The organism is Clostridium celatum DSM 1785 (assembly GCF_000320405.1).
Classification (GTDB): Bacteria; Bacillota; Clostridia; order Clostridiales; family Clostridiaceae; genus Clostridium; species Clostridium celatum.
Map to the genome: position 1 here is coordinate 98,833 of NZ_KB291607.1, position 13,960 is coordinate 112,792.

Genomic DNA, 13,960 nt, shown 5'->3' on the forward strand with positions numbered 1-13,960 from the left:
TATTTATCTAAAGGTTTTTAACCACTATACATATTTAATTAATATATCATCATACTTAATTGCATAAATTTCATCTTTATAAGTGCCTATATTTTTCTTGTTTTCTACCCCTGATAAGTTGTTTCTTATTAATTTAGTAAAATCTTCCCCACATTCATATGCATGTGGATATCCACCTCCAAATCTCGGATTAATCTCTGAAATATAATACTCATTACCAATTTTAAACATATCTATATCTATAGGACCAACCAGTTTTAAATCAGATATTAATTCTATAACTAGATTAAATAATTTATCTGATTTATATGATTTTGATTTATCAGTTTCCCCAGACCTCAATCTAATTTTCTCTTTTGCAAAAATAGAAACCGTCTCCTTAGAAATCATATCAACATAAGCATCTACCCCAATTTCAATTCCATCTAAATAATCTTGTATAATAAGATTAGGAAACTTACCAAGTAAAAACTCTACTTCCTCTAATGTATATACTTTATTTATACCTATACTCGCACTTCCACAAATCGGCTTTACAATTACAGGAAAATTTATTTTCCTTAAAGTATAATCATTTTTAAACTCTTCAAAATCAATATAAGTTTTTGCACATTTAAAATTATTATCTGTTAAAAATTTGTACATTTTATATTTATTAAAACATATCTCAATTGATTCATAGTTTGATAAAAAGCATGTTACTCCCATTTCTTTAAAATCATCTATATGCCTTGCTAATATACTTAACTCTGGATCAATTAAAGAAATAATACCTTTAATATTCTCCCTTTTACATATATCCTTTATGATATCTATATATCTTTCATCATCTATCTTAGGAACATTATAATAATTATCTGCAACATATAAACTTGGAGCTAATCTATCATAATCAACTGCTATTATCTTTCCAAATCCCTCAAATTCTTTAGTAAAATATTCCAGTAACTTATATCTTCTTCCTGAACTCAGAAATAATAAATTCAAAATTTCTACACCTCCTTACTATATAAAACACTTATTTATATATTCATTTACTCCCCATCTTTCACGAACACACTTATATTTATTATTCTCCCTTACATATACTGCTGGAAAATACTCTATAAATAATGGTGATAAGCATAAAGTATATGAGCCAACCTTATTAAAAATTATCTTATCTCCAATTGTTAATTCCTTTTCATTAGTTAATTTCATAATCCTATCATTTTCCATACATGTATAACCACAAATTATTTGTTCATCATCAATTTTATCCATATTAGTTATCAGCTCATACTCATAAAACTTCTTTCTCATGAGAGGATCTATATTACTTCTACTCCCATTAATATTTACTATCCTTTTATCTAAAACATTTTTTACATCAACAACTTCACATACAAAACTTATAGGTGATGCTATCAAAGATGCTCCTGGCTCAACTATTAACTTAGTAGTATTCCTATTAAAATGTTTTGATAATTCATCAGTTATAACTTTCATATATTCATAGTATGATGGTTTCTCAGGCATCCCCCCGAAAAATCCACCACCTATATCAACATAATCCAAAGGATTGTTAATTAGCTTTGCAATAACACAGGCCTTCTTAGCTATTTCTTCATAAACCTTTAAACTTCTAGTTTTAGTGCTACAATGCAAATGAATTCCTACAATCTTAACTCTTGAGATATCTTCTATGTCTGATATAGCTTTACTTAACTCCCCATTTTCAAAACTAAAGCCAAATCTCCCAACTTCACTTCCCATCGCACTTTCATTAGGGCAACATTCTTCTAAATTAAAATTAACCCTTATCCCTATATTAATTACATCAGTACTTCTCGCTTCTTCTCTTAACCAATTTATTTCTCTCCAGCTATCAATATTAATGATACCTTTATTCATTATTGCTCTATGAAATATTTCTCTCCCCTTATTAGGACCATTAAATATTATCCTCTTTTCATTGTTTCCTAATGCTACTGCTAAATTATACTCATCATCTGATACTACTTCTGCAAAGCAACCATTCTCTTTCATGAAATTTAAAACCCAAGGCAAAGAATTGGTCTTATACGAATATCCAATAATATAATTTCCCCAAGTGTCACTTAATGCATTATTAAAGTCATCAATATTTTTTTTTAACTTTTCCTTATATATAATAAAATATGGAGTCTTAAGTTCCTTCAAATATGAATTCACCTCCTCACCTAATTATTTCTTATAAATAACTCTTTAATATTTTCAATAACTTTTGCTATTTCCTCATCATTCATATTAGTATCTGATGGAAGACATACCCCTCTATTAAATATATCCTCTGAAATACTAATTTCTTTATCCCTTTCCTTAAAGAATTTACACTCCTTATAATATGGTTGTAAATTCATTGGCTTCCATATATACCTTGATTCTATATTTCGCTCTTCTAGTCTTAATATTATGTCTATAGGTTTAACTTTAGAACTTTTCCCTAACAAAATTACGCTTAGCCAATAGTTTGGCTCTCCATAATTACATATTGGAACCATTTCAATATCACTAATATCTTTAAATGCTTCTCTATATTTCTCATATATATATTTCTTTTTAGCTATTCTATCTTCTAAAACTCTAATTTGTCCTCTTCCGATTCCTGCACAAATATTACTCATTCTATAGTTGTATCCCAACTCTACATGTTCATAATATCGTTGATTTTCTCTAGCTTGAGTTGCCAAAAATCTAGCCTTTCTTATACCTTCTTCATCATTTGAAACAAGCATTCCACCTCCTGAAGTAGTTATTATCTTATTTCCATTAAATGAATAGATACCATATTTTCCAATAGTCCCTGTCATAACACCTTTATACGTTGCTCCCAAGCTTTCTGCTGCATCCTCAATTATTGGAGTATTATAGAAATCACATATTTCTTTAATTTTATCCATATCAGTACTTTGTCCATATAAATGCACTACAATAACTGCTTTTGGTCTTTGTCCTGTTTTTTCATAAAACTCAAATGCTTTTTTTAATGCCTTAGGCGACATATTTAAACTCTCTATTTCAGAATCTATAAATACTGGTTGTCCGCCTTCATAAATTATTGGATTGCAACTTGCTGCAAATGTTAATGACGAGCAAAATACTAAATCTCCTTTATTAATGCCTATTAACTTTAATGCTAAATGTATAGCTGCTGTTCCTGATGATAATGCTACGGCAGCTTTTACTCCAACATAATCACGTATCTCATTTTCAAAACTATCAACATTAGGTCCAAGTGGTGCACTCCAATTGCTTTCAAATGCCTCATTAATAAATTTTTTTTCTAATCCCCCCATATGAGGAGATGCTAAATATATCCTCTTATTTTCTTTATATAATGATTTTTTCTCCATTAACTTCATCTCCTCTAAGTTATTCATTTATTTCTACCTATCTTTTGCAGTAACTGATACTTCCTCTAATATTTTTTTGTTATTATATATTTCAGGTGAACTATATGTTGGCACAATTTCTTTTAATTTATCAATTAGCATATTCTTATTGCCAATCTTAGAAATAGAAACAAGTTCTTCTATTTCTAAAAGTAATTTATTTAAAGATTTACTTTCAGGTCTATCTATAAATATTTTTTCATGAGCTGTTTTTGTTAAATTATCATTGTTCATTAGTAATTCTTCATATAATTTTTCTCCTGGCCTTAATCCTGTTATTTCAATTTTTATATCCTTATTTGGAGTATATCCTGAAAGTTTTATTAGATTTTCTGCTAAATCATATATTTTTACTGGACTTCCCATATCAAGTACAAAAACCTCTCCACCTTTTGCATATGCACCAGCTTGAAGTACTAGCTGTGCCGCTTCTGGTATAAGCATAAAATATCTTGTTATATCTTTATGAGTTAGCGTTATAGGTCCACCATTTTTTATTTGCTTTTTAAATAGTGGAATCACTGAGCCATTACTTCCAAGTACATTTCCAAACCTAACTGCAACAAATTCAGTTTCATTATCTTTTTCATTATTAATAGCTTGAACTATCATTTCACAAAGTCTCTTACTAGCACCCATTACATTTGTTGGATTAACTGCTTTATCTGTGGATATTAATACAAACTTATCAACCTTATATTCACTTGCAAGTTGAGCCATATTTAATGTACCAAGTACGTTGTTTTTTATTGCTTCTGTTGGATTATCCTCCATTAACGGTACATGCTTATGGGCCGCTGCATGAAAAATTATATTGGGCTTATACTTACTTATTATTTGGTTTATTCTTTGTTTATCTCTTACTGATGCAATAATAACTTTTTTTCTTAATTGTGGATCAGTGTAATTTAATTCATTTTGTAAATCATACGCATTATTTTCATATATATCTAATATTAAAAGTAATTTTGGATTGAACTTTGCAATTTGTCTACATAGCTCTGAGCCTATAGACCCTCCCCCACCAGTTACTAAAATAACCTTATCTTTTATATAACTTTCTATTCCACATTTATCTAACTCAACTTCTTCTCTTCCAATTAAGTCCTTTAAATCTATATCTCTCATTTTATTAATTAAGGTTCCATCTTCTAATATCTGATGGTATCCAGGAATAACCTTAACCTTTGCTTTAGTATTAGTACATATATCTAATATTTTTGCTTTTTCTTTTGAATCTATTTTTACAATTGCAAATAGTATTTGATCTATATTTTCTCTATCTACTATTTCCTCTATATCTTCTCGTGTGCCTAATATCTTTACACCATTTAAATAATTATTTTTTTTAGATATATCATCATCTATAATTCCTATAATATTAAATTTACTACTTTCTTCTTTTCTTATTTCTCTTATTATTGCTGCTGCACAATAGCCAGCTCCAATTATTAAAACATTATATTTTCCTGCAACTCTATCTGCTGAAAAATAAGTTACAGCTCTAGTTATTATTCTTAAAGATAACCTTATCCCTGTTGTTCCTATCATTATTAATATTGCTGATATAATATTAACTATTATTGGCACCTTTATTATTGGTAGAATTCCTATAATAACTGAAGTTATAATAAATCCGCTTATAGATGCCATTATTGATTCTGTAAATTCATATGCTCCTGCATTAATCCAAATACAGTTATACATTTTAAAAATCTTTAAAGATAATACATATACTAATATTGCTATTATTATTGCTACTAGCTCATTTTTAATATTTTCATCCATACCATAATAAAATAAACTGCAAATATAGTAAGACATTACTATTATTGATATATCAATAATAATTAATAGTATATTTTTTTTCTTCTTATCCAAATTCAATATAGATATACCAAGCATTATTTCCCCCCTATGATAATTGCTATGTATAAATTCCTTTTAATAAAAAATTAATATATTATAAAGTATATTTTTATTCATAATAAAGTATTACCTATGTACTACTTTTACAATAATACTAATTATGTATTGCTCATTAATGATTACTTATTCTTTTAAATTTTGTTATCCAATATGTTTCAATAATTTTACGTTTATCCATAATTATACTATTCTTATATTTATACTATTATTCTGAAATATTCTAATAACTTCAGTTTTAAATATGCATTTTGTTATATAAAATTATTTGTATATATTGTCTAAATTAAAATCTTTTCTACATATTCGTATATTTTTCTTATATTTCACCTCACTAAACATCTTCTATAATTTTTTAAGTATACTACTATCTACTTATTTATAATTAATACTAAGTAGTACTACTAATTTTATATATAGCTTCTTAACTCATTACGCTACACTACAAGTTTCAAACTATATCTACTTGACAGCATAAATTTATATTTAATTTTTCTAGAATACTTCTCTATTCTAAAACCTTTGTATACTTTTACATAGAACTAGTGTATAATTAAATTGTTAAATTATGTAATTGGATTAGAGGTGTTTCTTTTGAAAATTTCTATATTATGTAAATATCCATTGATTCACTACGGAATAAAATCAATCTTGAAAGAAAAGTATAAAAATATAACTTCATTTTTTTTAATTGATGATTTTTTGAAATATATATCTACATGCAAAAATGATATATCAAATGGGAATGTAATTTTGATTACTGTTTTATTAGAAGAAAATTGGGAATTTCTCGATAAAATTTTATCTGTTAAAGCTTTTAAACCCAATCTTAAATTATTAATTATTGATTTTAATGAAAGTAAGGATATATTTCTTAAACTATCAAATTTAAATATTGATGGTTATATCCTTGGTACTTTTACTCAAGAAGATATAACCTATGCCATTCATAAAATTTCTACTGGATTCAAATTCTATGATAGGGAATTTTTTTATAAACTTATTGAATCTGAAACTGCACTTACTCTCACTGGTCAAAATTCCAATAAAAATAACTTAACTAAAAGAGAGATTGAAATACTGTCTCAACTTTCTAAAGGTTTAAGTAATTTGGAAATTGCTAAAAATCTTAATATCAGTGAAAATACTGTGAAAAAACATATCAGTAATATTTTCATAAAAATTAATGTTAATGATAGAACAAAAGCAATTATTTATGCTTATGAATATGGAATTATTTTTTAATAAAAAAGTCAACCAGTAGGAGTATTAATACTACTACTGATTGACTTTTATGCTTATTACTTATATTCATATTTCATAATATGAAAGCTCTTATTTTAAAAACTTATTATTTAAACTATATTAATATCTTTAATTAAAATAATAAAAGAGTTTTGGATCAACCAAAGATTTTACCTTTTAACGATTCTCTCTCATTAAAGCTATAAACCTAAATCAATTATATATAAATTAATTAGTCCTTTACACTCCAATGACTTGTTATCAAGTGTACATTACATAACTTTAGTGTTTCTGGCAAAATAATATGCCATTTAAATATGCAGTATGTTTAAACTTGAAATATCCGCAGTTATGTTTAAATTTTTAAGTTGCTTAAAAAGTTAAATACAGACTTGAACCATCATTTCACTTTATAAAGCTTTACTAATTTAATATATAATCTTATTAAAAATGAGTTAATCTACAATGCCATAAATCAACAAATCATTTTTAAATGTTGTAATCCAAAACTCCCTAGAGATAGCTAATATTTTAAACTAAAAAATAATTCTTATAAAATATAATAATTATATTACATTGTCTTTACTATATAATGATCATATTATATTTCCTTCACTATTTTCTAAATTTAAAATTATTATTTACCACCTCTTATTAATGTTTTATCCTATTATCTAAATTTTATGCACTAAATAAAAAAACTTATTTTTAACTGAATAAACTTTTAATTTAAAGTCAATAATTGGTAATGTAATAATAGTTTCTTACTATAAATAAACTTAGACTGCACTATATTTTTAAACTTAATTGATTCATAAATATAATTCAATAAAAATCTATTTACTTTCCCCTATTATTACAAAATATTATATATAGGAGGAAATAATATTGATTATTTCAAAGAAAAATTTTAAAAATAACAAAAAGAAAAAAGGTGGTTTTACCCTTATTGAACTTGTAGCAGTCTTAGCTATAATAGGTATTTTATCAACAGCCCTTACACCTAAGATAGGTGGATATATAACAGAAGCTAAAAAAGCTAAAATTTTAAATGAAGCAAAAACTATAGTTACTGCCTATGAATCTATAAGTTTTAAAAATACAGGTCTTCCAACCGACCCTACCGTAGCTCAAGTAATTGATAAAGCATCAGACCTAATACCAGAAAAAGCAATTTCTAAATTACCTGATGATTTTACTATAACTCATTGTAAAAATATTTTAGATACGGAAAGGTATACTTTCACATATAAAGATGGTATTGTCGGTGAACCCCAAGAAATAAACTCTTCTGATACATCAGGTTCTTAAAATAGAAATTTTATTTTACTAATCTATTTATTTGTAATATCTACATGATATTAATTGCTTTTTATAAAAGCATTTTAATATATTAAAACATTAATTTACTGTTCTCTCATCACCTTAAATTAATGTTATAAATAAAATGATGATATAACTATAGGAATTTATATTATTAAGTAGTTCACTAAGTAACACCCTTTAATAATATTAACTTCTTAAAGTTTATATCATCATTTTTATTATTTATTTAATTTTTAAAATTAAATAAATTATTAAATCTATATATAGAGTAATTTATCTGCTAATTAATTTTATATTAGTTTTAATTAATTAAATTATAGACTAAAAAACTCTGTAAATGCTTTAACTGTATAGTAGTTATCTTTAACAGATGCTAATTCTCTTATTGAGTGCATTCCTAAAACTGGTGCTCCCATATCAATAACTGGTATTGTTAAATTAGCTGCTGTTACAGGACCTATTGTAGTCCCTCCTCTAACGTCTGATCTATTAACAAACTTTTGGAATGGAACTCCTGCTGCTTCACAAACACCAGCAAATACTGCTCCATTAAAGCTATCTGTGCTATAACTTCCTGATGCAGCTATCTTTAATACTGGACCACCTTCAAGTACTGGTCTATTTGTTGGATCATGCTTATCACCTAAGTTTGGATGAACTGCATGAGCTAAGTCTGCTGATATCATTATAGAATTAGCAAGTGCTCTATAGTATCCTTCTCTATCCTTGCCTAATCCTAAAGCAATTCTTTCTAATATATTATTTAATAATGTAGAGTTTGCACCTTCAGCAGTTAAGCTTCCAATTTCTTCATTATCAACACAAATCATAACTTTAGTCGCAGCATTTTCTCTGCTATCTACTAAAGCCTTAATTCCTGCATAAACCATCCATAAATCATCAAATCTTCCTGAAGAAATAAGTTCTTCATTCATTCCTATTAATGAACCTTTTTCATATTCATATAATCCAAGTTCAAAGTTTAATATCTCTTCTTTATTAACATTAAGTTCTTCAAAAGAATTTTTATTAAAATAATCTTCTTTTTCAACTTATCATTAATAAGACCTAATAAAGGAAGTGTATCTACTTGTCTGTTTATTTTGTATCCTTCATTTACTTCTCTATTCATATGTATAGCTAAGCTTGGTATTATTAATAATGGTTTATTTATATTAACTAATCTAGTTTCTGGCTTTAATGGTGATGCTCCCTTTAATGATACCTTACCAGCTATTGATAAAGGTCTATCATACCAAGTATGAAGTATTGGACCACCATAAACTTCAGTGTTTAATTTAACATATTTACCTTCTGAAATCATTTGTGGATTTGGTTTAATTCTAAACCCAGGTACATCAGTATGTGCTCCTATAAGTCTAAGACCAGTTTCTTCAATATCTCCAGTACCAACTTCAAAAGCAATTAAAGCAGAATCATTTTTTACAACATAATACTTACCTTTTGCTTCTAAGTTCCATTTTTCAGTTTCTTTTATTTCAACAAATCCATTTTCATCTAATATCTTTTGTGTAGCTTTTACTCCATGACAAGCACTTGGGCTATCATATAAAAAGTCTACTAATTCTAATGCTAGCGTCTTTTCCATACTCTCTAACTCCTTTACATTACGTATATTACTAATATACCCCATTTTCCTATAATTCTCAACTTTTCAACTAAATTGTGTGCTAAAGAAAATAATATATATCCTTAATTAAATTACAATAATTTCAAAATATAATAACATAAACTTTTTATAATGACCATAGTTATAATATTGACTTTTGTTTTGGTGTATTTTAGCATATTATAAAGGATATAAAATGCAATTAACGGTAATAACTATTTATATCTATAAATTTTAATATTAGGAGTAATTATATGTTATCTAATTTTTTAGTAAAAAAGTTTATTAAAAATAGTGAAGATGTTTCAAATATTAAAGTTAGAGAATCCTATGCCAATCTAGCTGGAATAATTGGAATCTTGACTAATACACTATTATTTGTAATTAAGCTTTCTGTAGGATTACTTTCAGGTTCTGTAGCAATTATGGCTGATGCATTTAACAATTTATCTGATGCTGCCTCTTCTATAATTACTATAGTTGGTTTTAAAATGGCAAATAAGCCTGCTGATGCTGAGCATCCATTTGGTCATGGTCGTATTGAATATATAACAGCAATGATAGTTTCTTTTATGGTTATGCTTGTTGGATTACAATTTGTTAAAACATCATTTGAAAGAATTATTAATCCTTCTCCAGTTGCCTTTGAAATTATACCTTTTATATTATTATTAGTTTCTATTTTCTTTAAGGTATGGCTTTCAAAATTTAACAAAACTATTGGATTTAAAATTAATTCTTCAGCTCTAAAAGCAACTGCAACTGATGCTATGGGTGACGTTTTTACTTCAACAACAGTTGTTATTTCATTTTTATTATCAAAATTTACTTCACTTCCACTTGATGGTTATATAGGTATTATCGTTGCATTAGCTATCGTTTACTCTGGATATAGCTTAATTAAGGAAACACTTAGTCCATTACTTGGAGAACCACCTGATCCAGCTTTAGTTAATAGCATCACTGAAATGGTTATGTCTTATGATAATATTACAGGTTTTCATGACTTAATCATTCATAACTATGGTCCAGGTAGAATAATGGCTTCAATTCATGCTGAAATTCCTAGTACTATTGATATAATGGAAATTCATCATATTATTGATACTGCAGAAAGAGAAATTTCAAAGCAATTAAACATATATCTTGTAATTCATATGGATCCAATTTGTGTTGATACTCCTGAAATTATTGAAGCAAGAAAATTACTTGAATCTGTAATAAAGAAATATCCTGAAATTAAATCTTTCCATGACTTCAGAGTTGTTGGAAATGATGATAATAAAAATCTTATATTTGATTTAGTTGTTGATCCAGAGTCTTTAAAGGATACTTCATACTCTGAAATAATATCAAATAATATAGAAAAGGATATTAAATCTAAACTACCTAATTGTAACTGTGTAATAACATTAGACTTAGCTCTTGATCATAATCACTAATATAGTTACTGCTTTTAATTTAGTAGCTAAATTAATGAAAAATAAGATGTCTCAATATAATTTAAAAATTATATTGAGATATTCAAAACAAAAACACACCATAAGAACATTTAATCTTATGATGTGCTTTTATCATGTCTGCTTATAATTTATTTTTCATAAAATACAAGCTATATTTTTGGAATTAGATATTTAGAGATATCTTATTATTAAACTCTATAAAGCTTTTTATACATACTTTTCAACAATTCATATTTAAAAAATATAATTTCAAAGATATCATAGGACTATTTTTAAATTCTTACTGCTAATTATAGATTTTATAATAATAAGCTTTTTGCATAAGTTCATGATACCCTATCTTATCCTCTACCTTCCTTGTCTTGTACCATGTTTTTAAATCTTCTATCCCCTCATATACCCCTTTATTTATTAAAAGCTTTATTTTCTTAACTATCATTAATTCTTCAATAGTTACTATGCTAGAGGTTTGTACTTCTTTTAATTTTTGTTTTAAAAAGATATATGAGCATTTATATGATCCTAAGTCTTTTCCCTGCATTGCAAGAGCAAATTTATCTGCATACTTCTCATTATCATATAAATTATTATTATATAAATAAACAGCTAACTCTCCATAGCATCTTAAATTTCCATGCTCTATGCCATCTTCATATAATTTTATTATTTCATCTTGAGACATTTTAATAAAGTTTTCTTGTGCCAATTTACCTCTTAAATAATCAGCACTTCCTTTATCTATATCCTCTATTTCATTTATAAGCTCATTTCCTTTTTCCTCATTTTCCTCAATGCCTATTCCTTTAAAGCAATAATATGCAAGCTTTTCTTTTCCTTTAAGCACATCTAAATCACATAATTTAAAAACATAAAATATAGCCTTTAAATCACTTTGCCTATTGCCAAATCCCTTTTCATAAATTTCAATTAAGCTTTCTGTTGCGTCTAAATCTCCCATATCAGCTGCTTTTTCATACCACCTTATTGCTAAATCTATATTGCATTTAAAATAAATACCTTTTTTATACCAATCGGCAATTTTAACTATTGCATTTATAGAGTTTTTTTCTGCTGCAATATTGTAGTAATAATATGCTGTTTCTAAATCTTGAGGTACGCCTATTCCTTTTTCATAAATATATCCATATTGAAATATTGAATTTTCTAATCCATTTTCTACTCCAAATCTAATATATTTAATAAGCTCATCATTATTAATTTCTTTTCCCTCTTTAAGCTCATTAATCATTAGAGAAGCTAGACTTTCTGCTGCATACGGTGATTTTAATTCAAAAGCTCTCTTTAATAATTCTTTTGATATTTCAGTTGTCTTTTCCCCAAATTTATTTGTTCTTAAATATGCAACAGCTAAAACATACATAGCATGTGGTTCTTTTTTTTGAACTGCAATTTGCATATATTCTATTGCCTTGTCCAAATTTCTCTCTAAACCTTCACCATTGTAGTACATTATTCCAAGCCTTTGAGTACATTTTAAATTTCCTTCATTATGTCCTTCCTCATAGTACTTTACAGCTTGATTAATTAATCCTTCCTCTTCATATATTTTACCTACTTTAAAAAACAGTCCCTTTTCTCCATAATCTATTGCTATATTATAGAATTCTAATGCCTTATATACATCTTTCTTTCCCATGCATCCTTTTAAATACATATCACCTAAGGCTTCTATACAGCTTGTATCTAAAGCTTCATATCCTTTATTTAAGTAATAAAATGCCTTTTTATAATCTACATCTACATATATTCCTTCTAAGTATGATTTACCAATAATATAATAAGCATCTTCGTATCCATTTTCAGCTGATTTTTCAATCCAATAATATGCGCTAATCATATTAGTATCGCAACCTTCTCCGTTTTTATACATAAGTGATAATGCATATTGAGCTGCTGAAAAATTCTCTTCTGCTGCTTTTTGATACCATTTAAAAGCTTTATCCTTTGATTCCTCACACCCAAAGCCAGAATAATAACATCTACCTAGTTGATAAAATGCTTCTACATAATCATTTTCAGCACTTTTTTGGAACCATAGAAAAGCTTTATAATAATCTTTGATTACACCATTTCCCTCAAAATATAACATTCCTAATGCATATTGAGCAAAAGCATTTCCTTTAATAGCTGCTTTATAGTACCATTGAAAAGCAATTTCATAATTTCTATTTACCGCTATGCCCTTTTCATAAAAAAGTCCTAAGTAGCTTTCAGCATATTCATTTTTAAACTTAGCAGCATTTAAAAAACATTCATAAGCCTTCTTGCTACTTTTACTAACACCACGCCCCAAATAATAATTTTCTCCGGCCTCTACTAATTTAGCTACTTGCTTTTCCTTTTCCTCATCGTCTTCCTCAATAGATTTAGAATCAATTTTCTTTTTTAATACTGTAGTTGCTTTATATTCTGGTAAATATTTTATAAATATTCTTAGTTCATCCTCATTTAAATTTTTAGCTATTAAATAATAATTTTCTTCACCACAATTTGTAACAAACCAAGCTATTATTTCATATAAATCAGCTCTTTTGCTATCAAAGAATTTCTCTTTTTCTTCTTCAGTGCCTTGAAACTTTGATTCATCTTTCATTTCTTCAACCAAAAGTGTAATCTTATTAAAAATATTATTAGGTAATATATTTATTTCTTTTAATACCTCTAACCTCTTTAAATAATTAAGATTTTCATCATATAAAACTCTATTTTTTTTATAAATAAAATAAATAATATCATCTATTAATATTTCTATACCTTCATTTATCTCTTTGAAAACCTTCTTTTCTTCTAAAGCTTTTATATCTTCATATATTGGTGCAAATTCTAGCTTGAGAAAATCATATCTAAAGTTTCTGGCCATAACTCCTCCATCTGCTATTACTTGTACTATTAATCTATTATATGAGAACACATTAGGTTAAAATACACTATAAAAG

At 26.6% G+C, this 13,960-nt stretch carries 8 protein-coding genes and 1 pseudogene; 3 read left to right on the plus strand and 6 right to left on the minus strand.

Going from position 1 to position 13,960, the window contains the following annotated elements:
* Positions 1-24 precede the first annotated feature (24 nt).
* The 4 genes from HMPREF0216_RS01915 to HMPREF0216_RS01930 are packed head-to-tail and all read right to left on the minus strand — an operon-like array spanning position 25 to position 5,318.
* Entirely contained in the window at positions 25-987 is a 963-nt protein-coding gene (locus HMPREF0216_RS01915) for an ATP-grasp domain-containing protein (protein ID WP_005210502.1), read from the minus strand.
* An 18-nt stretch (positions 988-1,005) separates the two neighbouring features.
* Complete coding sequence (locus tag HMPREF0216_RS01920; RefSeq protein ID WP_207635630.1) at positions 1,006-2,181, minus strand: type III PLP-dependent enzyme domain-containing protein; 1,176 nt, start codon at positions 2,179-2,181, stop codon at positions 1,006-1,008.
* Positions 2,182-2,201: 20 nt separating this feature from the next.
* Positions 2,202-3,374: a DegT/DnrJ/EryC1/StrS family aminotransferase gene (locus HMPREF0216_RS01925; RefSeq protein WP_040418524.1), complete on the minus strand. Its 1,173-nt coding sequence runs from the start codon at positions 3,372-3,374 to the stop codon at positions 2,202-2,204.
* A 33-nt stretch (positions 3,375-3,407) separates the two neighbouring features.
* Positions 3,408-5,318 (minus strand): polysaccharide biosynthesis protein, encoded by a 1,911-nt coding sequence (locus tag HMPREF0216_RS01930; RefSeq protein ID WP_005210508.1) that lies wholly within the window; start codon positions 5,316-5,318, stop codon positions 3,408-3,410.
* A gap of 615 nt (positions 5,319-5,933) precedes the next feature.
* Here HMPREF0216_RS01930 and HMPREF0216_RS17575 point away from each other — a divergent pair.
* Positions 5,934-6,584 carry a response regulator transcription factor gene (locus HMPREF0216_RS17575; protein ID WP_040418526.1) on the plus strand — a complete coding sequence of 217 codons (651 nt, stop codon included), beginning with the start codon at positions 5,934-5,936 and terminating at the stop codon, positions 6,582-6,584.
* An 888-nt stretch (positions 6,585-7,472) separates the two neighbouring features.
* A complete protein-coding gene (locus tag HMPREF0216_RS16180) occupies positions 7,473-7,895 on the plus strand; it encodes a type II secretion system protein (RefSeq protein WP_005210512.1) in 423 nt (140 codons plus the stop codon).
* Between the two features lie 329 nt (positions 7,896-8,224).
* Here HMPREF0216_RS16180 and HMPREF0216_RS16655 read toward each other — a convergent pair.
* A pseudogene (locus tag HMPREF0216_RS16655) lies at positions 8,225-9,519 on the minus strand (M18 family aminopeptidase).
* 275 nt (positions 9,520-9,794) lie between these two features.
* On the opposite strand from HMPREF0216_RS16655, the gene HMPREF0216_RS01955 reads away from it, so the two are divergent.
* The gene (locus tag HMPREF0216_RS01955) at positions 9,795-10,982 is read left to right on the plus strand and encodes a cation diffusion facilitator family transporter (RefSeq protein WP_005210520.1); all 1,188 of its coding nucleotides are present in this window, start codon (positions 9,795-9,797) and stop codon (positions 10,980-10,982) included.
* Between the two features lie 307 nt (positions 10,983-11,289).
* Here HMPREF0216_RS01955 and HMPREF0216_RS16185 read toward each other — a convergent pair whose 3' ends face one another.
* Entirely contained in the window at positions 11,290-13,884 is a 2,595-nt protein-coding gene (locus HMPREF0216_RS16185) for a tetratricopeptide repeat protein (protein ID WP_051040647.1), read from the minus strand.
* Positions 13,885-13,960: the final 76 nt, after the last annotated feature.